The 25,272-nt window shown below is 35.8% G+C and carries 15 protein-coding genes; 9 read left to right on the top strand and 6 right to left on the bottom strand.

The window, feature by feature from the left end:
* The first annotated feature begins 207 nt into the window (after window positions 1–207).
* Together BBBE_RS03930 and BBBE_RS03925 are read left to right on the top strand one after the other, a co-directional pair.
* Window positions 208–1,146, top strand: a complete 939-nt coding sequence (locus tag BBBE_RS03930; RefSeq protein WP_051093587.1) for an RluA family pseudouridine synthase — start codon at window positions 208–210, stop codon at window positions 1,144–1,146.
* Window positions 1,147–1,781: 635 nt separating this feature from the next.
* Window positions 1,782–2,567 carry an ATP12 family chaperone protein gene (locus BBBE_RS03925; RefSeq protein ID WP_010701301.1) on the top strand — a complete coding sequence of 262 codons (786 nt, stop codon included), beginning with the start codon at window positions 1,782–1,784 and terminating at the stop codon, window positions 2,565–2,567.
* Window positions 2,568–2,609: 42 nt separating this feature from the next.
* On the opposite strand, the gene BBBE_RS03920 is transcribed toward BBBE_RS03925, so the two are convergent.
* The 4 genes from BBBE_RS03920 to uvrA form a co-directional block, all read right to left on the bottom strand.
* Window positions 2,610–3,155 (bottom strand): hypothetical protein, encoded by a 546-nt coding sequence (locus BBBE_RS03920; RefSeq protein ID WP_010701300.1) that lies wholly within the window; start codon window positions 3,153–3,155, stop codon window positions 2,610–2,612.
* Between the two features lie 151 nt (window positions 3,156–3,306).
* Window positions 3,307–4,716, bottom strand: coding sequence for a type I glutamate--ammonia ligase (gene glnA / locus BBBE_RS03915; RefSeq protein ID WP_010701299.1), 1,410 nt, complete (start codon window positions 4,714–4,716; stop codon window positions 3,307–3,309).
* Window positions 4,717–4,772: 56 nt separating this feature from the next.
* On the bottom strand, window positions 4,773–5,111 hold the full coding sequence (locus BBBE_RS03910; protein ID WP_010701298.1) for a P-II family nitrogen regulator: 339 nt from the start codon (window positions 5,109–5,111) through the stop codon (window positions 4,773–4,775).
* Window positions 5,112–5,390: 279 nt separating this feature from the next.
* The gene (uvrA, locus tag BBBE_RS03905; protein ID WP_010701297.1) at window positions 5,391–8,306 is read right to left on the bottom strand and encodes an excinuclease ABC subunit UvrA; all 2,916 of its coding nucleotides are present in this window, start codon (window positions 8,304–8,306) and stop codon (window positions 5,391–5,393) included.
* 227 nt (window positions 8,307–8,533) lie between these two features.
* Between uvrA and ssb the strand changes: the two genes are divergently transcribed.
* From ssb to tgt, 6 genes are all read left to right on the top strand, one after another.
* Window positions 8,534–9,043 (top strand): single-stranded DNA-binding protein, encoded by a 510-nt coding sequence (gene ssb / locus BBBE_RS03900; RefSeq protein ID WP_010701296.1) that lies wholly within the window; start codon window positions 8,534–8,536, stop codon window positions 9,041–9,043.
* 518 nt (window positions 9,044–9,561) lie between these two features.
* A complete protein-coding gene (gyrA, locus tag BBBE_RS03895) occupies window positions 9,562–12,339 on the top strand; it encodes a DNA gyrase subunit A (RefSeq protein WP_010701295.1) in 2,778 nt (925 codons plus the stop codon).
* 27 nt (window positions 12,340–12,366) lie between these two features.
* Window positions 12,367–12,864 (top strand): pantetheine-phosphate adenylyltransferase, encoded by a 498-nt coding sequence (gene coaD / locus BBBE_RS03890; RefSeq protein WP_035464512.1) that lies wholly within the window; start codon window positions 12,367–12,369, stop codon window positions 12,862–12,864.
* A gap of 7 nt (window positions 12,865–12,871) precedes the next feature.
* Window positions 12,872–13,453, top strand: a complete 582-nt coding sequence (locus BBBE_RS03885) for a peptidylprolyl isomerase (RefSeq protein ID WP_022708675.1) — start codon at window positions 12,872–12,874, stop codon at window positions 13,451–13,453.
* Window positions 13,454–13,469: 16 nt separating this feature from the next.
* Window positions 13,470–13,982 carry a peptidylprolyl isomerase gene (locus tag BBBE_RS03880; RefSeq protein ID WP_010701292.1) on the top strand — a complete coding sequence of 171 codons (513 nt, stop codon included), beginning with the start codon at window positions 13,470–13,472 and terminating at the stop codon, window positions 13,980–13,982.
* A 922-nt stretch (window positions 13,983–14,904) separates the two neighbouring features.
* Window positions 14,905–16,038, top strand: coding sequence for a tRNA guanosine(34) transglycosylase Tgt (tgt, locus tag BBBE_RS03875; protein ID WP_010701291.1), 1,134 nt, complete (start codon window positions 14,905–14,907; stop codon window positions 16,036–16,038).
* Between the two features lie 899 nt (window positions 16,039–16,937).
* Here tgt and BBBE_RS03870 read toward each other — a convergent pair.
* Entirely contained in the window at window positions 16,938–18,152 is a 1,215-nt protein-coding gene (locus tag BBBE_RS03870) for an NADP-dependent isocitrate dehydrogenase (protein WP_010701290.1), read from the bottom strand.
* A 273-nt stretch (window positions 18,153–18,425) separates the two neighbouring features.
* Here BBBE_RS03870 and BBBE_RS03865 point away from each other — a divergent pair, with 273 nt between their 5' ends.
* Window positions 18,426–19,067 (top strand): hypothetical protein, encoded by a 642-nt coding sequence (locus BBBE_RS03865; protein ID WP_244428343.1) that lies wholly within the window; start codon window positions 18,426–18,428, stop codon window positions 19,065–19,067.
* A gap of 614 nt (window positions 19,068–19,681) precedes the next feature.
* Here the strand turns inward: BBBE_RS03865 and BBBE_RS03860 are convergent.
* Complete coding sequence (locus tag BBBE_RS03860) at window positions 19,682–24,661, bottom strand: DEAD/DEAH box helicase (RefSeq protein WP_010701288.1); 4,980 nt, start codon at window positions 24,659–24,661, stop codon at window positions 19,682–19,684.
* Between the last annotated feature and the right edge of the window lie 611 nt (window positions 24,662–25,272).

The raw sequence follows: 25,272 nt of genomic DNA, 5'->3' as shown, positions 1-25,272 counted from the left end.
GCTTTGAAGTAACGAAATTTATACTGCAAGGGAATGCAATTTTAGATACTGATTGTAATGCAATGTGATAAAGTCTAATTCTAAAGGATGTAGTTTTTGCGTTTATAAAGATGAAGAAATACAGTTGGTAAACAAAAAAATTATATAAAAAAAGGGTCTATTACAGTGGGTGTAGAAATCAAAAAGGTTGAGGAAGATGAGAGTGGAATGCGCTTAGACCGTTGGTTTAAGATGCATTATCCAGGACTTGCATTTGGGTATCTACAAAAACTGTTACGTTCTGGCCAGGTACGTGTTGACGGTAGGCGTGTTAAAACTGATATACGTCTTGTTGTAGGGCAGTCTATTCGTGTGCCGTTTTTATCTGTTGATAACAAGAGGAATCTTTCTGCAACGGATAAGACCATTCATGATCAAAACAAATTGGCCATTTTGGAAAAAATGCTTCTCTATAAAGATCCAAAAATCTTTGTATTGAACAAACCTACAGGTTTGGCTGTACAAGGTGGCTCTGGTTTAACGTGCCATATTGATGGTATGCTTGATGTATGGCGTAATAAAAAAGGGGAAAAACCGAGGTTAGTTCATCGTCTTGATCGTGAGACTTCAGGTGTGCTTATTATTGCTCGATCAAGGGGGGCTGCACAGGCTTTGACTGCCGCTTTTAGAGCGCGAGAAACAAAAAAAACTTATTGGGCGTTAGTAAGGGGAGTACCTCGAAAAAAGCAAGATAAAATTTCAACATGGATGGTAAAGGAAACAACTGCACAAGGCGATAAAATGCGTGTTTGTGAACATGGAGAACCAGATTCTAGTCACGCGGTTTCTTATTATCGTGTTTTAGATACGCGAGGACGGGTTCTGTCTTGGTTAGAAATGGAGCCTTATACTGGTAGAACACATCAGCTACGTGTTCACGCAGCTTATATGAATCATCCAATTATTGGCGATTCAAAATATTTTTTTTCTGATGGTCATTGGGAATTACCTGGTGGAATTCAAAATCGTCTTCATCTTCATGCGCGCCGTATTCGTATTCCTCATCCTTCAGGAGGCATATTGGATGTTGTAGCGCCTTTACCACCTCATATGGTACAAAGTTTTAATCTTTTGGCTTTTAATGAAAACGATAGAGATACAGAGTAATAAGAAAATTTTAGTTTAATTTTATTAATTGTGGTAACATATTTATTAATGTATTTAATTACTTGCCATTATATAAAAGACATTTAAAAATTTGCTCAATATGTTGCCAAATTATGAAAGAGTCAAAATATTACTAGGGTTTTATTTAGTGAAGGACGATAGCAACTTTATAAAATAAGCAGTCATTAGTAAGATGTAAGAAATGGTTTAAGCTTATAGGCAGATATTATCTTAATCTGTAAGAAAAAAGCATTTAAAATTTTACTTTATTTAAGAATGAAAGGTTTAACAACTTTAAAATTCAATAGCTGAGTATCCTATTTTTTGGTATAATAATTTGGAAATTATGCTGTATTTTCAATTTTATTGTTTAATTATTTTGTTGGTAATACAAACAATAATTATCTTCCTAATGGCATTTCTATAATTTTATTTGAGTCTCATTCGAGATTGGTGTGAAAGTAAAAGAATATTACTTTAAGAATTCAATCTTGGATATTGATAGCGAAATCAGTTAACACGGGTACAATTGATTTTTCTTAAATTTATCACATGGTATCTAATGTGGAGAAACTATGTGAATTCTATTCTAGAAAATTCAGTGGATTAATTGAAAATGTTAGAAATAGCATAATATGCGTAAAATTTTAGATGATTTTAATATGCCGTTAAATGAGGACAATCCTGTTTACAAAGTACATAAGCTTTCATGTCAGTCACTACCTAAACGATTTTATAAAGAAGTAAGTATCAGCAGGCATGGAGAGGGAGGTTTTTCCGTATTGTTGGATGGAAATCCAGTAAAAACACCTGCGAGGCACTATCTTCGTATGCCAACAGAAGCACTTGCTGCATTAGTCGCACAAGAATTTACTGTGCAGGAAAAAAACATTGACCCAGGAAGAATGCCAATCACGCGTCTTGTTAACACTGTTGTTGATGGTATAGCTGATAATATGCAAGTTATTTTTGAAGATTTATTGCGTTTTGTTGCATGTGATATGATTTTTTATCGTGCACAAACACCGAAAGAACTTGTAGAGCAGCAATGTGAACAATGGGATTTTTTACTTGATTGGGCAGAAGAAAAACTTGGTGCACGTTTTAATATAGCAGAAGGGCTTATGCATATTGAACAACCATGGGAAGCTATTCAAGCGGTAAGCAATTATTTACGCAAGATAGAGTCTCCTTATGTACTTGCTGCACTTCATGTAATGACTACTTTAACGGGATCTGCTCTTATTGCTTTTGCTGTAGCTGAGAAGAAAATCAATTTGGATAATGCTTGGGATATTGCTCATTTAGATGAGAACTGGACGAAGAAACAATGGGGTGTTGATGAGGAAGCGATGATGCGGCAAGCTTACAGGAGGGCTGAGTTTAATGCAGCAGCTGCAATCATTACTGCTTGTACATAAGTAGAACTTTCTTCTGCGTACACGTAAACGTGAAATTTCCAATTACGATATTTTTACGATTTTCATTGAATTAATTTTTATTTTTTCAAGTCCAGGAAATGCTTCGCTGGTTATGTTTAAGGTTGTGTCGTCATTGCCACGAATAAAATACCACTGATTATTTTCGAGAAGGGCAATAATCTCAGTTTTAATATAACATTTTTTTCCACTGTTTATCGTAATTGCAAATTCTAAAGGCATAATAAAATAAGGAATACCATTGTCGAGTTTTCCTTCACGTTTTTGTGTTTGGCCGATTTTTATATTTTCAATTTTATAATTTTTTGCCAGCTGTTCTATTTGGTTTTTTATTATTTGTTGAAATTGTACTTTATTGAGATTTTTTTTAGTGGCTAAACTCTCGATGATTTGGGGAGGAATAGCACTTAAGATAGCATTTGAATCAACTTCTTTAAGTGCTTTATTATAAATAGAAATTGCTTTTTGTAGACTTGTCAATTCTTCATCGGTTATTCCATTGGCTTGCGCTACTGATATAATGGAAACAAAGCATAAAAGAATAAGGAAAAATCGATAAATTTGCAGCATTAGGAACCTTGATTATTGATTCGAAAAGATTCAATTTCTCTTATAAAGGAAAAATATCTCAGCAAAAAGGTCATTATGCTATCTTAAAAAAATATTACAAAAAATGGAGGTTAAAACCCCCATTTTTAATTAAACAACGATAACTTATTCTTTAAACAGAATAATACATATCAAATTCAATAGGATGTGGAGTCATTTCATAACGCAAGACTTCTTGCATTTTCAATTCAATGAAAGAATTGATTTGGTCGTCATCAAAAACATCTCCTGCTTTAAGAAAGCTACGATCTTTATCAAGAGCTTCAAGCGCTTCACGCAAGCTACTTGAAACTGTAGGGATATCTTTAAGTTCTTTAGGAGGCAGGTCATAAAGGTCTTTATCCATAGCTTGTCCAGGATGAATTTTGTTTTTAATACCATCAAGGCCAGCCATTAAGAGTGCTGCAAACGCTAGATATGGATTTGCTGTTAGATCTGGGAAACGGATTTCCACACGTTTTGAATTTGGTGAAGAGCTAAATGGAATACGACAAGATGCCGAACGATTACGCGCAGAATAAGCAAGAAGAACAGGCGCTTCAAATCCAGGAACTAAACGCTTATAAGAGTTAGTAGATGGGTTTGTGAAAGCGTTGATTGCTTTTGCATGTTTAATGATGCCACCAATAAAAAATAAGCAAGTTTCTGATAGTCCGGCATATTCATTTCCTGCAAAGGTTGGTTTTCCATCTTTCCAAATTGATATGTGAACATGCATGCCTGAACCATTATCACCAAAAATTGGTTTTGGCATAAAAGTTGCTGTTTTTCCATAACTATTTGCAATTTGATGCACAGCATATTTAAAAATTTGCATTTTATCAGCTTCGCGAACTAATGTGTCGTATCGAATACCTAATTCGTGTTGAGCTGCAGCTACTTCATGATGATGTTTTTCAACATTTACACCCATATCTTTTAGTGCAGTGAGCATTTCAGAACGCATGTCTTGGCAAGAGTCGATAGGAGGAACTGGGAAATAACCGCACTTCATACGTGGTCGGTGCCCCAGGTTGCCCATTTCATATTCAGTATCATCATTTGATGGAAGTTCACTTGAATCGAGCTTAAAGCCTGTATTATACGGGTCATTTTTATAACGTACGTCGTCAAAAATAAAGAACTCTGCTTCTGGGCCTATATTAACTGTATCGCCTATACCTAAAGATTTCATGTAAGCTTCTGCTCTTTTTGCAATGGAACGCGGATCTCTACTATACAATTCTCCAGAAATAGGATCGAGTACGTCACAAAGTATGACTAAAGTAGATTGAGCAAAAAAAGGATCCATATGAGCTGTTTCTAAATCTGGCATCAATATCATATCAGATTCATTGATTGTTTTCCATCCAGCAATTGAAGAACCATCAAACATAATGCCATCGGTGAATGTATCTTTAGTGATTGCGGTAACATCTATTGTGACATGATGTAATTTACTCCACGGGTCGGTGAAACGTAAATCGACAAAGCGTATGTCATTATCTGCAATCTGTTTAAGTATGTCTGATATGGTTGTCATATGCAATTTCCTTATTGGACTGAAATAGATAGAAAAAGTGAAAATTTTTGTAAATTTTAAAGAACATCAATGCCAGATTCACCAGTACGAATACGGATAGCATCATCAATGGATGAAACAAATATTTTTCCATCGCCGCTATGTTTTGTTTGAGCTGCTTTACGTATTGCTTCAATAGCTTGTTCTAGAGTTTCGTCTGCAACAACAATTTCAATTTTTACTTTAGGTAGAAAATCAACAACATATTGAGCACCACGGTAAAGTTCTGTATACTCCTCTTGATTACCAAAACCTTTTGCTTCTGTTACAGTAATTTCCTGTAAGCCAACTTTTTGAAGTGCTTCTTTCACTTCATCCAGTTTAAAAGGTTTTATAATAGCTTCAATTTTTTTCATGCTGAAATGATCTCCAACGTTATTCATCTTTTTAGGGTACTATACATTATATTGGCAAATACGAGATGTGCCAACAAATAGTTTCTGTACGAAAAAATCAAAAATATAATTATATATTTTGGGGGCAAACAATTCCGACTCAATATATGGAATGAAATATTATTGTATTATAGTTTAAGAAAGGCTTGTAAAGAATAAAAACGGCACAATTATAAAGTACAAACTTTATTTTGTTTCGTTGTTATATTATTGGATGTTTAAATTATTTACGACCTTGTTTTAAGAGTCTGAATTATGTAAAGGCCGACGTAACAAAAGCTCTTTTAGAAATTTTCCAGTGTAGGATTCAGGAACATTTATAATATCTTCAGGGCGGCCGATTGCAACGATTTGACCACCGCCATCTCCACCTTCTGGTCCTAAATCAATAATCCAATCGGCTGTTTTAATGACTTCAAGATTATGCTCAATAACTACAACTGTATTGCCTTGTTCGACAAGTTGATGCAAAACTTCAAGAAGTTTTGCAACATCGTGAAAATGTAAACCAGTTGTTGGTTCATCTAAAATATAAAGCGTGCGGCCTGTTGTTTTGCGTGAGAGTTCTTTGGCAAGTTTTACACGTTGAGCTTCACCACCAGAAAGTGTTGTAGCTTGTTGTCCGACTTTGATATAGCCAAGGCCAGTTTTGACAAGAGTTTTCATTGTGTTGTGAATGGCGGGGACAGCTTGGAAAAATTTTTCAGCCTTTTCGACTGTCATATCAAGTACATCAGCAATGGATTTTCCTTTAAATTTTACTTCTAACGTTTCTCTATTATAGCGTTTTCCTTGGCATATATCACATGTAACATAGATGTCAGGTAGAAAGTGCATTTCAATTTTGATAACACCATCGCCTTGGCATGCTTCACACCGCCCCCCTTTGACATTAAATGAAAAACGTCCTGCTTGGTAACCACGAGCTTTTGATTCAGGAAGTTCAGCAAACCAATCGCGAATTGAGGTAAAAGCACCAGTATAGGTTGCTGGATTGGAGCGTGGAGTGCGCCCAATAGGCGATTGATTAATATCAATAACCTTATCAAGGAATTCTAGTCCTTCAATTTTGGTATAAGTTGCTGGATTTTGATGACTTCCCATGATGTGGTGCGATGCAGCTTTAAAGAGAGTTTCAATGAGAAATGTTGATTTTCCTCCACCTGAAACACCAGTTACGCAAGTAAAAGTTCCAAGAGGGATATCGACATTTATATTTTTAAGGTTATTACCTTGGGCACCGATCACTTTGAGTACTTTTGATTTTGATATTTCACGTCGCTTGGCAGGCATGGTAACTGCCATTTTTCCTGAAAGATATTGTCCAGTAAGCGAGGATGGATTATTCATGATTTCCTGCGGTGTACCTTGAGCAATGACTTCTCCACCGTGAACACCTGCAGCAGGGCCAATATCCACTACATAATCTGCTGTAAGAATAGCATCTTCATCATGTTCAACTACAATAACTGTGTTGCCAAGATCACGTAAATGGCACAACGTTTTTAAAAGAAGTTCATTATCGCGCTGGTGTAAGCCAATAGATGGTTCATCTAAAACATAAAGGACACCTGTGAGACCAGAACCAATTTGAGATGCTAGTCGAATTCGTTGACTTTCTCCACCTGAAAGTGTTCCTGAATTTCGAGATAAGGTAAGATATTCAAGTCCTACATGGTTTAAAAATTCTAAACGTTTACGAATTTCTTTTAAAATACGCGCTGCAATACTACGTTGTTTTTTATTAAGATATTGATCAATATTAGCAAACCAATCATTTGCTTTTAGGATAGAGAGTTCTGATACTTGCCCAATGTGCATTCCGTGAATTTTAACACAAAGTGCTTCTGGTTTTAATCGATAACCATTACAAGCTCGACAAGGTGAGGAAGACATATAATATTCGATTTCTTTATATGAGCCAGCGGAATCGGTCTCTTTCCATTGCCGTTCCATATTTGGAATAATACCTTCAAAACATTGGGTTGTTGTATTAGAGCAGTCTTCATTTTCATGACTAAGAGGGATTTCTTTTGTTTTTGTACCGTATAAAATAGCACACCTGGCTCCATCTGAAAGTTCACACCATTTATCTGTGAGTTTAAATTCATAGACTTTGCCTAATGCTTTTAGTATTTGGTCATGGTAAGGTGAGGGTGATTTAAACCAAGGAGCAATGGCTCCAGATTTTAAAGTGAGATTTTCATTGGGCACAATTTTCGCTGGGTCGATTGCTTTTTGAATACCAAGCCCATCACAAACAGGACAAGCACCAAAAGGGTTATTGAATGAAAAAAGGCGAGGTTCAATTTCAGGAATAGAGAATCCAGATATAGGGCAGGCAAATTTTTCTGAAAAAATGAGTCGTTTGTGTGTTTCATTTTTTGATTTATTAACAGTTTCCTTTGAAGTTTCCTTTATTGTCAAAGGTTGATCTGCCATTTCAGCAATTGCAAGTCCATTTGCAAGCTGCAGACAGGTTTCTATACTATCAGCCAAACGAGAAGTAATGTCATGACGCACAACAAGGCGGTCTACCACTATGTCTATATCGTGTTTATATTTTTTATTAAGAGGAGGAATATCAGGAATTTCATAGAATGTGCCATCAACTTTGGCACGTTGAAATCCTTTTCTTAAAAGTTCTGCTAGTTCTTTTTTATATTCGCCTTTTCTTCCTCGTACTAAAGGCGCCATAATAAAAATTCGCATACCCTCTGGTAAGGCCATAATTTGGTCAACCATTTGGCTGATTGTTTGATTTTCAATAGGAAGACCCGTAACAGGTGAATAAGGAGTACCAATACGAGCAAAGAGAAGGCGCATATAATCGTAAATTTCAGTTACAGTACCAACTGTTGAACGAGGATTACGGCTAGTGGTTTTTTGTTCAATGGAGATGGCGGGAGAAAGGCCGTCTATTTGATCCACGTCTGGTTTTTGCATCATTTCCAAAAATTGGCGTGCATAAGCAGAAAGGCTTTCAACATAACGGCGTTGACCTTCAGCGTAAATTGTATCAAAAGCTAAGGATGATTTACCTGAACCGGAGAGCCCTGTTATAATAATTAGTTTATTACGAGGAAGGTCGAGATCGATATTTTTAAGATTATGTTCACGTGCACCGCGAATGGAGATATATTTCTGGTGAGACATGTTGATCCTTGGCGTATGAACAAAAATTTTACACTATCGTCTGAAATAAGGTCTTTTTTTTGAAATTACAATGTGTCCCATTATTATAATGGGAAAGAAAATAGTGTAAATTCTTTTGGAAAAGAGGAGTAAAGGTACAGCTTTTTTCCTTTATTATGGATATGAGCTATATATTTTTACAGTATTTGTACTATAATAAGATAGTTTAGAATTTTGGAGTTTATATAATGGCTGGTAGCCTTAATAAAGTTATTTTGATTGGTAATCTTGGTGCGGATCCTGAAATCCGTCGTTTAAATTCTGGTGATCAAGTGGCAAATCTACGTATTGCTACCTCGGAAAGCTGGCGTGACCGAAATACAAATGAACGTAAAGAACGCACTGAATGGCATAGCATTGTTATTTTTAATGAAAACCTTGTAAAGATTGCAGAGCAATATCTAAAAAAAGGCAGCAAAATTTATATTGAAGGTCAATTGCAAACACGCAAATGGCAAGATCAAAATGGTAATGATCGTTATACGACAGAGATTGTTTTGCAAAAATACCGCGGTGAATTACAAATGCTCGAGGGGCGTGGTGCTATGGATGATGGGGAGAGAATGCAAAGCGCAAATCCATTAGGCAGTGATGGTTTTGGTGATAGTAGTTTGGATCGGAAAGAGGATTTTAATCAGAGCAATAATTACTTGGAAGAAAATTTTTCACATCAATTGGATGATGATGTACCATTTTGATGGTTTATAAAATAATGCTATTATTACTTTTTATTTTTGAGCAAGAAGGGTAAATTTCTAATTTAAAGCTTATTTTCTTACAAGAAAAATAAAAGAGGCTTATTTTACATCACGCAGTTAAACGGGCCGATAAATGCGTTAAGGGGATATTGTGGCAGGTATATTAGCATAGGATGCAATAAAAGTACACTCATATCATAAAATATAATAAGTAAATTGAGAATGACTATAATTATTGCAAAGGCAATAGTTTATTTTCTTAAAATCTTTATTTCAATGTTTTTATTGAGAAGATTGTCTAAAGCAACACGGGGAAGCTAGAGGAGGTTGCATTGGGCATTGTTTTTTATTCAGGGGAGCGAGTTATGTTCATTTCATTTCTGATTCTTCATATGAACAAGTAATATATTGGAAATTATTGTTCAATTCTTACTTTCTTACTGGGAGGGGAGTTAGCATTTTAAAGTATTTTTCGATATAAAAGATCAAAGTGATTCTTTTTTGAAAGTATTAAAACTGTGACCGATCTTACTCCACTGCCAGAACGTGATGTGCTGACCGGTATTGAACCAGTTAGCATTATTGAAGAAATGCAACGCTCCTATCTCGATTATGCGATGAGCGTAATTGTATCACGTGCATTACCTGATGTACGTGATGGATTGAAACCTGTTCATCGTCGTATTCTTCATGCGATGAATGAAATGGGTCTTTCTTTCAACAAATCGTATCGTAAATCAGCAGGCGTTATTGGTGAAGTGATGGGGAAATTTCATCCCCACGGTGATGCTTCGATTTATGATGCATTGGTGCGTATGGCACAGGATTTTTCTTTGCGAAATCCGTTGATTAACGGACAGGGGAATTTTGGTTCTATTGACGGTGATCCGCCTGCAGCGATGCGTTATACAGAATGTCGTTTAGAAAAAATTTCAGAAGAGCTTTTAGCTGATATTGATAAGGATACTGTTGATTTTCAAGATAATTATGATGGACGTGAGCGTGAGCCTATGGTTTTGCCAGCACGTTTTCCTAACCTTTTGGTGAATGGATCGGGTGGTATTGCTGTAGGAATGGCAACCAATATTCCTCCACATAATCTTGGTGAAGTTGTTGATGGGTGTATCGCTTTAATTGATAATCCCGGTATAACGCTAGATGAGATGATTAAAATCATTCCTGGTCCTGATTTTCCTACAGGTGGTATTATTCTTGGCTCTTCGGGTATTCGTTCAGCTTATGAAACGGGGCGGGGTTCGATTATTATGCGTGCTAAGGTTGATATCGAAGAAATTCGTAATAATCGACAGGCAATTATCGTAAGCGAGATACCTTACCAGATTAATAAAGCAGCGATGATTGAAAAGATAGCTGAATTAGTTCGTGATAAACGCATTGATGGAGTTTCTGATTTACGTGATGAATCTGATCGTGATGGGTATCGGGTTGTTATTGAGCTTAAGAGAGAAGCTGTTGCAGATGTTGTTTTAAATCAACTGTATCGTTATACACCTTTGCAGGCCTCTTTCGGTTGTAATATGGTTGCATTAAATGGCGGCAAACCTGAGCAAATGACATTACTTGATATACTTCGTGCATTTGTTTCTTTTCGTGAAGAAGTAGTGAGTCGGAGAACAAAATATCTTTTACGTAGGGCGCGTGAACGTGCGCATGTTTTAGTTGGGCTTGCTATTGCTGTTGCTAATATTGATGAAATTATAGCGTTAATTCGCAAAGCATCTGATCCACAAATAGCGCGTGCACAATTAATGGAGCGACGTTGGTTGGCTACTGATATAGCAGCCTTAATTAAGCTTATTGATGATCCTCGCCATATTATTCACGAGGATAATACATATCATTTATCAGAAGAACAAGCGCGCGCTATTTTAGAGTTGCGTTTGCAGAGGTTAACAGCACTTGGTCGCGATGAGATTGCTGACGAATTAAATAAAATTGGTGTAGATATTACTGATTATCTTGATATTTTAGCATCGCGTTCACGAATTATGGGCATTGTTAAAGATGAACTGAACGCTCTTCGTGAGGCATTTGCAACTCCTCGGCGTACTGTTTTTGGTTTTGGTAGTGCTGAGATGGATAGTGAAGATCTGATCGCACCAGAAGAGATGGTGGTGACGGTTAGTCATAGTGGTTATATTAAACGTGTACCTTTGAATACGTACCGTGCCCAACGTCGTGGAGGTAAGGGGCGTTCTGGTATGGCTACAAAAGATGAGGATTTTGTAACTCGTTTATTTATAGCTAATACACATACACCGGTTCTTTTCTTTTCATCGCGTGGAATTGTCTATAAAGAAAAGGTTTGGCGTTTGCCTATTGGTACGCCGCAATCGCGTGGACGGGCTTTAATTAATATGCTTCCCTTACAACAGGGTGAGCGTATAACAACAATTATGCCTTTACCAGAGGATGAGGAAAGTTGGAGCAAACTTGATGTTATGTTTGCAACAATGCGTGGGACTGTACGCCGCAATAAATTATCAGATTTTGTTCAAGTTAATCGTAATGGTAAAATTGCAATGAAATTTGGTGAAGAAGGAGATGAAATTCTTTCCGTAGAGACCTGCACAGAGCATAATGATGTTGTCCTTACAACAGCGAATGGACAATGTATACGTTTTCCTGTGAGTGATGTTCGTGTATTTGTTGGACGTCATTCAATGGGGGTACGTGGTATTAACATGGGTGATAATGATAAAGTCATTTCTATGACTATTTTAAAGCATGTTGAAGCTACATCGATTGAGCGTTCTGCTTATATTAAGCGTGTGCTCAGTGAGCGGCGTGCAGCAGGCGCAGATGATGAAGATATTGTAATTGGTGATGAAGAGGTAGAAGCAGTAGCAACAGAGTTGACGGATGAGCGTTATATGGAGCTTAGTAACCATGAGCAAATGCTCTTAACAGTTAGTGAATTTGGTTATGGAAAACGGTCTTCCTCCTATGACTTTCGTATTTCAGGACGTGGTGGAAAAGGGATTCGTGCAACTGATCCATCTAAAACAGCTGAAATTGGTAAATTAGTAGCAGCCTTTCCGGTGGAAGCACAAGATCAAATTATGTTGGTTTCAGATAAAGGGCAGCTTATTCGTGTTCCTGTTAATGGTATTCGCATATCTGGTCGTTCAACCAAGGGGGTAACGATCTTTAATACAGCAAAAGGTGAGAAGGTCGTATCAGTTGAACGTATTTCTGAGCCTGAAGTTAATGCTAGCGATCCAGATGAGAAAGAAAGTGGACAACATTGCAATGTGGTTGAGGTTAACAAATAAATATAACTCTGAAAATATAGGAGCAAAATGATGACCATTGCTCTTTATGCAGGTTCATTTGATCCTATTACAAATGGTCACCTTGATGTTTTGCGAGGCAGTTTATTGTTAGCTGATGAAGTGGTGGTGGCTATTGGTATACAGAGTGGAAAACAGTCACTTTTTAGTTTTGAAGAGCGTGTTGATTTAATTACACAAGTCGGGAAAGACTTATTAAATATAGGTTCTGATCGGTTACGGATTATTGCATTTGATAATCTTTTAATTAATAAGGCGCGTGAAATTCGCGCTTCGTTTCTTATTCGTGGTTTGCGTGATGGTACTGATCTTGATTACGAAATGCAAATGGCAGGGATGAACAAGATTATGGCTCCTGAATTACAAACTGTTTTTTTGCCGGCAAGCGTTTCTAGCCGCCCAATAACCTCTACATTAGTGCGCCAGATTGCTGCTATGGGGGGGGACGTTACACCTTTTGTTCCTCAAAATGTTACGCAAGCTTTACGCTTAAAATTTAAACCTTAAAGGAAAAATGATTGTGTATCTTAAAATTTTTACTATTTTAACATGTATTGTTTATCTTTTTTCATTTAATGCTTCATCAAATGAGCGTAATACCCTTGTTTTATCTATTAAAAATGGTGATATTTTTATTCGTTTACGTCCTGATCTTGCACCAAAACATGTTGCTAGAATCAAAAAATTAACAGAAGAGGGTGCTTATAATAATGTAATATTTCATCGTGTTATCCCTGGTTTTATGGCACAGACAGGCGATGTAAAATTTGGAAAAAAAGGTAGTGCTGATTTTGATCCTAAGCGCGTTGGTATGGGTGGTTCAAATTATCCTAATTTAGTAGCAGAGTTTTCAAAACAGCCATTTAAACGTGGTACTGTTGGTATGGCACGTTCACAAGATCCTCATTCAGCAAATTCTCAATTCTTCATTTGTTTTGATGATGCTACTTTTTTAAATGAGCAATATACTGTTATTGGAGAAGTTGTAAAAGGAATGGATATTGTCGATAAAATTAAAAAGGGCACTGTAAGTAATAACGGATCTGTAATAGATCCTGATGTTATCGATTCTGCTCATTTGCAAGGTAATCAGTAAATCAAAGGATAATTATATGGCTGAAATTAAAGATCCAGAAAATACTTTAATTCTTGAAACAACAAAAGGTAATGTAGTGATTGAGTTATTTGCTGATTTAGCTCCTGGTCACGTGGTACGTATTAAAGAATTAGTGCGTGAAGGTGCTTATGATAATGTTGTTTTTCATCGTGTTATTGATGGTTTTATGGCTCAAACTGGTGATGTGAAATTTGGAAAAAAAGATGGCGAGAAATTTGATTTATCACGTGTAGGTATGGGTGGTTCGGATAAGCCTGATTTAAAAGCAGAGTTTTCGAATATTTCTCATAAACGTGGTACCGTTTCTATGGCGCGCAGCCAGAATCCAAACTCTGCTAATTCGCAGTTTTTTATATGCTTTGAAGATGCTCCTTGGCTTGATCGTCAATATTCTATATGGGGACAAGTTATGGAGGGTATGGAAAATGTCGATAGGATCAAGCGTGGTGAGCCTGTTGTAGAGCCTGATACGATTATCAAGGCCAGAATTGCTGCGGATACAAAGTAGTATAGAATATTGTGCAGATAATTTCTGTTTATGGTTTAATTTGGAATTTTATTAAGGTTAGTGTGACTTTGTATATTTTTGTATAAATAGAGCTTTTCGGTTTTGAATTTTCGAGATAACGGATCCTATTGAAATTGGCTTGTCTATATTACAATGCAGGTTTCTTTATATTATGTTCTGTAATTTTCTAAGCTTTTTAGTGAAAAGAATGTATTAGTTATTCATAATAAAGTGAAGCATTATTTCAGTATAATTTAAAAGGTATTTATTTTTGTTTTGGTTCTTTTGCTCTGATTTATTCAGGTAGAATACTATTCTTATCTTATTGTTGTGTTTAAAATGTTGAAAAGCTATTGAGAAGGATAAAATTGCTAAACTATTTTTATTTTTAAAAAAAATAATAACTCCGATTAGCAGTTTACATTTTAGCGAGAAATTTTAAGATAGGCTTCAAAATTATAAAATAGAATACTATTTCATTTCATAATGTAGAAAGTGTATAATTTTTTACTCTGGACATAAAAGATATATATTAATTAATAAAATAGATTCAGAGAAATTGATTGTATTCATACTAAAATTATTCAAACACTTATGGCACTAAAAACATACAAAAATAAAGTTGTTGCTATCGGAATACAATCCTTAAGGGTATCTAAGACTGTAAATAAATAACTGTTAGTATTTTGAGGTATATAGCTAGGCATTACGGATATTTTTATTCGGTAAAGTTTGTCACCTTTATTGTGTTGATTGTTTGATAATAAATTCTCATTTATTTTGCTCAATTCTCTTAAGGCTGGTTTCAGTGTTTAATAGAGTAAAATGATTTATAACATTTAGTAATATGTGCAATCAAAAAAGGAAATTGTTCTTAGTTAGTAAGGCTATATAAATTTATTTAATCGAAAAGACGAAAATAATGATTAAGATGTTTCACTATAACAAAATTGCTCAAGATGGACAGGCACGTTTGGGTGAAATTATAACAGGACGTGGACGTATTCGCACACCGGCATTCATGCCTGTTGGAACGGCAGGGACCGTTAAGGCTATGTATATGGATCAGCTGCGTTCTATTGGGGCAGATGTTATCTTAGGTAATACGTATCATTTAATGCTTCGGCCTGGAGCTGAGCGGGTTGCACGCTTAGGAGGCTTACATGAATTTGCACGTTGGCCTGAACCTATTTTAACAGATTCTGGCGGTTTTCAAGTTATGTCGCTTTCAGGGATTTGTAAAATCACAGAGAAATGTGTGATTTTCCGCTCTCATATTAATGGAGCGTATTATGAAATGAGTCCAGAACGTTCTATTGAAATACAAGGACTGCTTGATTCTGATATTCAAATGCAGCTTGATCAGTGTATTGCATTACCTGCAAGTGAGAAAAAAATAGAAGCTGCTATGGAACTTTCATTGCGTTGGGCGCAGCGTTGTAAAACAGCTTTTGGTAATCAACCAGATAAAGCTATGTTTGGTATTGTTCAAGGCGGTGATAATATGAGGTTGCGTGAACGTTCTGTTCAGGCATTAAAAGAGATGGATTTAAAGGGTTATGCTATTGGAGGACTTGCGGTTGGTGAATCTCAGGATATTATGATGGCTGTATTGGATACTACTTGTTCTATTTTACCAGAGAATAAACCACGTTATCTCATGGGAGTGGGCACTCCAGATGATATTTTAAAAAGTGTCGCTCGAGGTATTGATATGTTTGATTGTGTTCTACCAACGCGTGCTGGGCGTCATGGTTTAGCTTTTACTCGCTTTGGTAGGGTAAATTTGCGCAATGCGCGTTACGCAGAAGATTCTCGCCCTCTTGATCCACAATCACCTTGCCCTGCTGCACGTGATTATAGTCGTGCTTATTTGCACCATTTAGTCAAATCTAATGAAGCTCTTGGTGGCATGTTATTAACTTGGAATAATCTTTCTTATTATCAACAGCTTATGCAAGGGATTCGCGCTTCCATTAAGACAGGATGTTACGCTGATTTTTGTGCTGAAACGAGTGCTTTATGGAAACAAAGTAAAAAAGCATTAGCACATTAGGTGTGTCTATTTTTGACGGTATTTGATTTGTTTTTCATTGTGTTAGGTTTATTTTCTCGTGAAGAGAGTTTTTCTTAATAGCGTTGATTGACTAAATTAACTTTTTGGAAAAGTATAAAACTGCGCTGTCATAAGGAATGGACGCGCAGTTTTATTGATAACATTTTCTCTGTACTGTCAATTTAACAGAGATTGTTGCTCCGGTACGCACTACCTGATCCGGAGAAAAACAGTTTGTTTTCTGTTTCTGATAACTGTTTAGATTAACAATGTTAATTACAGGTTAGTGATTTATTAAAGAAGTATGAAAATTTCATTTTTTATACAAGATGATTTTAGGTATGCACGCCAATATATTGGCATGTGTTGTTTATTATGTTTCAACCAATATTATTAACACCCATTTTTTAGTTTTTCTTAATTAGCAGTATGACAGTTTGTAAACAGTTGCTTGATAGCATTTAATTCCAAATCATAACTATGGTTATTAGATGTTAAAAAGAATAGCGTCTGAAAGCTGTTTAATAGTATTATTACTTGCTTTGATGGTTATGATTATTGTTGAAAGCATTAATGCACCTTAGATTGAATAGCTATTGGGGGAGTAAGTTTCTTTTATTTTGTGGCTGCTGTTATTTTATGGGCTTTATAATAAAAGCTGTTTGAATAAATAGAGCTAAAAGATACTCAAGGTATCTTTTTTTATTTTGTAATATTAACATTAGCAAATGTGAGTATACTAATACTAAGGTGCCAAATTATCTTTATGAAACAATAGTTGTTGTTTCACTATTTTTACTATTGATAAAGGAATTACCTGTTTTTCTTAGAATATAGTTATTTAGTTTTGTTTAAAAATCCCAAGCTCTCCTTCTGCAGAACTTGGGATTTCAATTATATTAATTGGTCATTTCTTTTTTCAGGTTTGTATCAATTTTATCGAGGAATCCTGTTGTAGAAAGCCATTTTTGTTCTGGTCCGATCAAAAGTGCAAGATCTTTTGTCATAAAACCTTCTTCAACAGTGTGAATACAAACTTTTTCTAACGTAGTGGCAAAGTTTTTCAACTTTTCATTGTTATCAAGTTTGGCACGATGAATCAGCCCACGTGTCCACGCAAAAATAGAGGCGATAGAATTTGTTGATGTTTCTTCACCTTTTTGATGCTGACGGTAATGACGTGTTACTGTACCATGCGCAGCTTCTGCTTCAACGATTTTACCGTCTGGTGTCATGAGAACAGAAGTCATAAGGCCAAGGGAACCAAAACCTTGAGCAACGATATCTGATTGAACATCACCATCATAGTTTTTACATGCCCAAACATATCCACCTGACCATTTGAGCGCTGAAGCGACCATATCATCAATCAAGCGATGCTCATAATGTAATTTACGGCTCTCAAATTCAGTTTTAAATTCTGTATTAAATATTTCTTGAAAAATGTCTTTGAAACGACCATCATAAGCTTTTAAAATAGTATTTTTTGTCGAAAGATAGACTGGAACATTTCGTTGTAGGCCGTAATTGAAAGATGCGCGGGCAAAATCACGGATTGATTCATCAATATTGTACATGGCCATAGCAACCCCCGCACTTGGGGCATCAAAAACATCGTGTTCTATAACTTGGCCGTCATCACCAATAAATTTGATGCTTAGTTTCCCTTTACCAGGGAATTTAAAATCAGTTGCTTTATATTGGTCACCAAAAGCGTGACGCCCAATGATAATAGGTTTTGTCCAACTAGGAACGAGGCGTGGGACATTTTTACAGATAATGGGTTCACGGAAAATGACTCCGCCTAAAATGTTACGGATTGTGCCATTTGGCGACTTCCACATTTTTTTTAAGTTAAATTCTTTAACGCGTAATTCATCAGGTGTAATAGTTGCACATTTTACACCAACCCCATATTGTTTAATAGCATTGGCAGAATCAACAGTAACTTGGTCATTGGTTTCATCTCGATTTTTGATGGAAAGATCATAATATTTGAGATTAATATCAAGATAAGGGTGGATCAGTTTGTCTTTTATATGCTTCCAAATAATACGGGTCATTTCATCGCCGTCAATTTCAACGACGGGATTTTCTACTTTGATCTTTTCCATTAGAAGTCCTTTTTCTTTAAGTAATATTTTTTCTATAGCACTTTCAGGTCTATGATGAAAAGTAAAAATAAGTGATAATAGAAGAGTATTAAATTTTATAAGAAAAGAGTTATTGAGTATATTAATAAGCTGTTTTGTAATTTTTATTTTTTAATAATAAACTTATAATGGGTAAAAATAAACTTTCTAAAATAACTTTTGTTTTAATATTTATTTGTGTTATATAAAACACTTATAAAAGTGTTATTGAAGTATATCAGCTCGGATGGAGGAATGATGGTTTTTATTGATTCATTTCAGTTCAATATAAAAATTGATGAATATCAAAAGCATAGTTTACCTATGGAACAGCATTTTGATGAGACGCTTCAGGACACTGTTCAGACGCCATCTGTATCTATTGGTACTAAAGATATTTTTCCTTTAAAATTCTATGATGCATTGTCACATATTAAAGAGATATCTGATAATGAAATTCAGGCTGCTGAAATTTCTTCTCTAATGGATTACACTCACTCTGTTTCTTTTTGGGGAGATTTAATTGATGCTGATTCTTCGCAATTTCAGGGTTATGATGATGTTCCAAATGGTCACTTTCAGATTTATGCTCCTTTGGTAGTAAGTGATAATCAGTTAAAAGATCTTATACATTTTTTTGCAAAAGAAGGTAAATTGCTTGGTGGGGGATCACAGGCTTTATTTAAAGCTTTAGATCATGATACTGCCAAAATATACAGTCAATCGACTATGGAAAACTTTACTGGAAGACCTGTTGATTGGAAGAAAGGCTATATGTTTGGCACAATGTGGGATCGCCGCATGATTGATGAAAAATTAATTCAACAGTTTCAACAAGAAGGTAAGCAGATATTTACTGGGGCTATAGGATCTATACATTTTTCTATTGTGTATTAATATCTTATAAAATTATTTGATTCATTTATAAATTTGTTTAGATTTTGCAATAATTTCTTAGAATATTGCATCTTGTAAGTAAATTAAACAACGAGTTTATAAAGCTTTTGTGGCCATTTTACTTTCCTATTATGATTTATTGGTTTGGATAAAAATCAATACTATAAAAAAGAGCAGTGACTCTACAATAAACTCACTAAGCTTAACTCGGGGCTAGTTTTTTGAAAAAACGTAGAAAGTATTAAAAGTTTTTAACGTAAATCTTATGTAGATTTTTTAATAGTATGAATGTTCTTAATGTTGCACTTAGGAAATGTAGTGCAACATTAATAGATGGAAAAATTCTAATTCTAAAATTCTCCCTTAAATTTGTGAAAACCACTTAGATCATACAAGTAATAATGAACGCTTTTATACCAGTATTTGAGTTTCTGTACTCTTGAGTAATGACATAAAGATAATACAAATTTCTTTGACAAACTGTAAGCGCAAGATCCTTGATAATTGAAATTTCAAAAGATACAGACTACTTTTAAATTATTCTTTTTCACTTTGAAAATTTAACAACGCTCTTTTTATTTAAGGAGATAACTCCAAACTGTACTTAAATTTTTTTAGTGTACAGTTTTTTGAGTATCTTCAATTTCTCTTATTTCTAATTTTGGGAGATTATGAACAATTTTCATTGTTTCTAAACTCACAGTAATAATCCGTTGAAATAATTCTAAAGGGTAAGCAGGATTGCCAACAGTCTCCACAGCATAGCGATTAGCATCATTAACAATACCACTTGCTTTATCGGTTTTCACAATTTGCCTATCCATAACCCATTCAAGAGCAGATCTACCATTCACTATATAGTCATAAGCTTCCAATGGGATATTTTGCATAGTAATTTGTGTATTATAAATCACGGTACTTTTATCAATAGTACCACGTTTACCAGCAAACTTCATCTTTTCAACACGGTAGAAATTAACCTCATCATCAATAACCCAAGTGCTTGGATCGCCCTGTTTATATGTAACGTGGTATGGTTCTACATCTTCATAATTTGTATGCAAATCACCAAGTTTTCGACCAGCTTCAACAAAAGCCCAAAAATCCTCTACTTTTTTAACCGTTGGGATACGAGGCAATTGTTTGGAAAGATTATGAGCGTAACGGGCACGATAATCCTCAGAATGTAAAATCCCATAAACGTAAAAGAAAAGATCATCCTTTGTAATTGTTTCGCCAAGATAAGCCGCTTTAAAATATGCTAACCCTTCATTAGTAATAGCATCATGCCACTGCAAGCCATCTTCTTTGGTTTCTTTTGCACAATTTGCAAATAAATGGATCTGCTTCTCATCTTCATCTTTTAAAGATGCGACACTTTTGTAAATGTACCGTGGAAAACATTGACCTTTCTCTAGTGCATCAAGGTTAGGTAAATCCTTAGTCATGATAACAGAAAAATCCTTTTTGACTCCAATTCCTGTGATTTGTATCACTTTATTTTCTACCACCTTTTTCATAGGAAATATGAACGGCATTTGATATACTCTTTCGTTAAGGGCACGATTATAATAAAGCCACAGGCGTGTAAAAGGTCTATAAAGGCTCAGGGTAAGACAGTCACTCTCAAATGTTAAAATAGTTCCTTTAATTAGTTGTTGTTTGATAGAATGGCTCCAACTGATCTTTCTAGCGTCCGTGTTGATAAAATCATCTACAGAATTTGTATGTACTTTGTGGTCAGAATGTAGATATGTAGTATTAAAACGTTCCACTTCATTATTATAGAAGGTAATCATATTACTCATATTCTCTGCTAAGGCTTCGCGGCTTGAATTGTATGTCCAAGCGTCACGGTTAGTTACGACGCCACAAGAAAAAGTATTGAATAGTTTTAAGTTGTTATTTTTTTTATCTCCCAAGACTAAAAATGTTTCAAAATCATTGTTGCGTTGATTGAGCCAATCGCCGTGTTTATCTGGTATAATAGCTTGCCAACCATTTTCACGCTTGATCCCACCAATACTGCCAAAACGCTGAATTTCAGAAAGTTTCTCTTTTTTCGTGAGATAATCTCCAATATCATAATAATAAATTTTTCCACATTGTTTTGCTTCTGGATTTTTGATAAGCATAGAGATAGTAATGGGGGCTCGGCTTCCCGAACCAAAAATTTTTCCACCTTCTTTTCGAGAAAGTTCTCCAGAAGTTCGTTGATCACCTCGTAAATGAAAAATATAAAGGCTGCTAAATTCTTCAACCAGGCATTTTCGTAAACCGTTCATAGAGCGCGCATTAATAAAACCTGCATTTGTGACAAAACCAATAACACCACAGTCTTTTATACGATTACTCGCCCAACAAATTGCCCGAATGTAACTGTCATACAGTGACCGTAATAGAGTACTTCCTTCAGATTGAGCTGCATAAGTTTCATGGATGCGACTGTCTAATTTAGGATAATTGATATTCTTTGCATTGTCGTTTTCACTCTTTTGTCCTATAGAATAAGGAGGGTTACCAACAATAACACGAATATTCAAATTTTGCTGATGTGACCGACGTGTACTATTATTCTCCATTAGATCAAGCAGATCTTTTTCTTGTTCTTTCTCCTGTCCGTGCTCATAAAGCTGGAATGTATCGGTTAAACAAATCCCCCTGAATGGAACATAGTCCCCACCCATAATGCTGTGATATGTTGCCTCAATATTAATGCCCGCGATATAGTATGCCAACAATACTATTTCGTTGGCGTGAATTTCATGACGGAACTTGTGTTCCATTTCTTCTGGTTTAATCAAACCAGATTGTAAAAGTCGTGTGATAAAAGTTCCCGTTCCCGTAAAGGGATCCATGATGTTAACACCTGGCGAACCAAGTGTTTGCCCAAATTCAGTTTTTAATACTTCATTAACTGAATGGAGAATAAAATCTACAACTTCAACGGGAGTATAAACAATCCCCAGTTTTTCCACAGTGCGTGGAAAAGCATAACGGAAAAACTTATCATAAAGCTCTAAAATTAAACTTTGTTTTGCTTGTGGATCGGTAATGCCACTGGCTCGTGATTTCACATTATCGTAAAATTTTTTAAGATTTTTGGATTCCTTCTCAAGGTTAGCTTCATTCAACACATCAAGCATACGCTGCATGGCACGCGATACAGGGTTCTCACGAACAAACTGATGCCCTTCAAACAACGCTTCAAATACAGGGCGCGTGATAATATGCTGTGCAAGCATTTCAATCGCGTCACTTTCTGTGATAGCGTTATTTAAATCGTTACGCAGTTCTGCCAAGAATTTGTCAAAGGTCTGTCGCACTTCAGTATCTGGTGCTGCCAAAATACCTGTTAAACGTGTGATATGATTTTTGGCAATTTCAGCAATATTGCTAGCCCAATCCTCCCAATAATTACGTGTACCACATTTGTCGACCATCTTTGCTTTGATCGCACGAGAAAGTTCATCAACACAAAATGAAAGCTCCCCTTGAACTTCATGTGTGGCAATAAAATCTTGCCCCGGTGTCCCTATGTTCAATTGTGCAGACTTTAACTGTGTTGGAAGGTCGTCTACAATAGCAGTAACAGCCTGCAGCTCAGTGCTCTGGGTAATGCCGATAATTTCAATTTTACTACTTACGTCTTGCCCCAGTGATGCTTGATTAATTGTCGCATCAAAATAGTCATCATGAGCACGCAAAGCATTCAAAATTTGCCAGATAACGCGATACTTTTCGTTGTTGTTTAAAGCTTGTTTCACTGGAATACCAAAAGGAATTCCAATTGGTAGAATGATATAACCCATTTTTTTGCCCTCAGACCGACGCATCACACGCCCAACCGCCTGAACAACATCTATCAGGCTCTTACGCGGGTGTAAAAATATAATAGCGTCCAGAGCTGGAACATCCACTCCCTCAGATAAACAACGTGCATTCGTCAAGACACGGCAAACATTATCCCCGGCATCAGCTTTCAGCCAATCAAGCAATATACTACGTTCTTTAGCATTGAACGTGCCATCAACATGTTCAACTTCACATTTCAGAAATGGTTCGTTTTCAGTATCCTTTTTGTTGATATAATCAAAATATTCTTCAACGACTGCTGAAAACTCATCACGGAGTAATTCAGAGCTTTTGATATCTTTACAAAATGCTAAAACACGCTGCATGGGGGCAGGGTCAAAGTTAACGTCGACTTTCATGTCGGTTTTGATTAGGGCTTTATAACATCCGATGATTTTTGTTGCATCATCAAGGATAAGTTCAGATTCACTATCACTAAGACGTTTTTGTACAGCTGAACTCACAAGTCCTTCGTCCATTGCCAACACAATGACTTTGTAGTCCGTTAAAAGACCATTTTGCACTGCCCATGAAAAACCGCGATAAAAAAGTGTTTTACCAAAGAGCTTTTCATCATCCATTGAAGCAAGAACTGCATCAACTTCGTTGGCTCGACTTTTTGCGTTATCACCAAAAATACGAGGTGTCGCTGTCATATAAAGGCGTTTTTTTGCACGAATACATTCATTAAAGTGCACCTTAACGAAATTAGATTCATTTTCTCCACTCAGTGTTGCGCCTGTTGTACGATGAGCCTCATCACAAATAATAAGATCAAATACGGGCAAGCCATATTTGTTTTGGGCATCAGAAATAACTTGAATGGATTGATAGGTTGCAAACACAACAGTCATTTCATCTGCCACAACATCGCTAGCATTTTTTGCAAGTTGAGCGGCGTCGGTTGTTGCCGGAAAAACAAGATCTGATACATCAATTTCAGCAATATCGTCATTACTTTTACGACGCTTACCAACTTGTGTATCTGAACACACTGCAAAAGATCTTAAATAGATTTGTGTATCATTTGCCCATTCACGCACCGTTTGTGACATAAGAGCAAGGGAGGGAACAAGAAATAAGACACGCTTGCCTTTACCTGCCAAATCCTCAGCGATTTTGAGACTGGTAAATGTCTTACCTGTACCACAGGCCATGATAAGCTTGCCACGGTCTGCTTCAGTAAGTCCAGCACGCACAGCATGCAATGCTTCCTCTTGGTGTTTACGTAAATCTTTTTTGGGTGCTAAAACAATTTGATTTTTAGCTGCAAAGGTTTCCCAACGAATAGGACTTTCTTGCATATCAGAAAGATTAATTCGTATAACAGGGATACTTTGCCCTTCTTTCATTGTTTCGGCATTGTCACTCCAAGGTTTTTCAGTGCTATCTATAACGACACGTCGCTTGAATAGATCTTTCCCTGATGCTGAAATAAAGCTATCGATATCTCTTTTTCTAATTCTATAGTCTGCATCATAGAATTTACATTGAATAGCTGCAAAGCCATCTTCTTTACAAAGCTTTGCGACAAGATCTATACCGGTGTCACGAGCATCCCAACCATTTTCTTTAGCCCAATCTTTAAAGGTTTGAATATTTTCATATTCCCTGCGCTGAAGAGGATCATGCGTGAGATAAGCAAGAGCAAACCGTTCAAAATATGTTCCTTTGTCCCGTTGGGTACGCGCTTCATCACGATATGTCTGCAAAAGCGACTGCAGCGTTTTCTCTGCCATAATATTCCCCGCTCATTATCCCGCATAAAAATATTTTCAACTATCGTGTCTAGACAAATTCGTCAACCTGGCAATATTTTGTTCTGCACAAAAGACATAAAAATTTCTTAACAAATGAGATGTGTTATTTATAGGCGGAATAAATCTATAAATTTCTATTATTTTTATAATAAAACGGTAAAAAATTATACTGTTGGCTATATCTTTTTGACGAAGATGATTTAAATAGCTTAAAATTCTATAGCATTGTGCATACGTCGGCTATATTTTTTTTGCGTTTCATTAAACAATTTACATTCTATACTTATTGTATAATCATTTTCTGTATCCAACTATGTTTGACACTTTTAATGCATCGTTGCTCTGGAGTATAAGGGTAAAAGGTGGAGCTGTTATTGCCACTTCAGCTTTCATAGAAGCAAGACAAATGGGAGCATTCGATAGTCTCAAACTCTCAATAAGAAAAATAACGCCATTATAGATTCGCTTGCTTGTATTGGTAAAGCAATTTTAGATCACTGGTGGATTAGGTGCTATCTTTATAAGTTTGGTTATTGTGATCGTATCATATCGTGTCAAGAATTTATCTGAAAGCTTACAAAAAAGGCAGA

Source organism: Bartonella bovis 91-4 (genome assembly GCF_000384965.1).
Classification (GTDB): domain Bacteria; phylum Pseudomonadota; class Alphaproteobacteria; order Rhizobiales; family Rhizobiaceae; genus Bartonella; species Bartonella bovis.
This window is presented reverse-complemented; position numbering and strand designations above follow the sequence as displayed.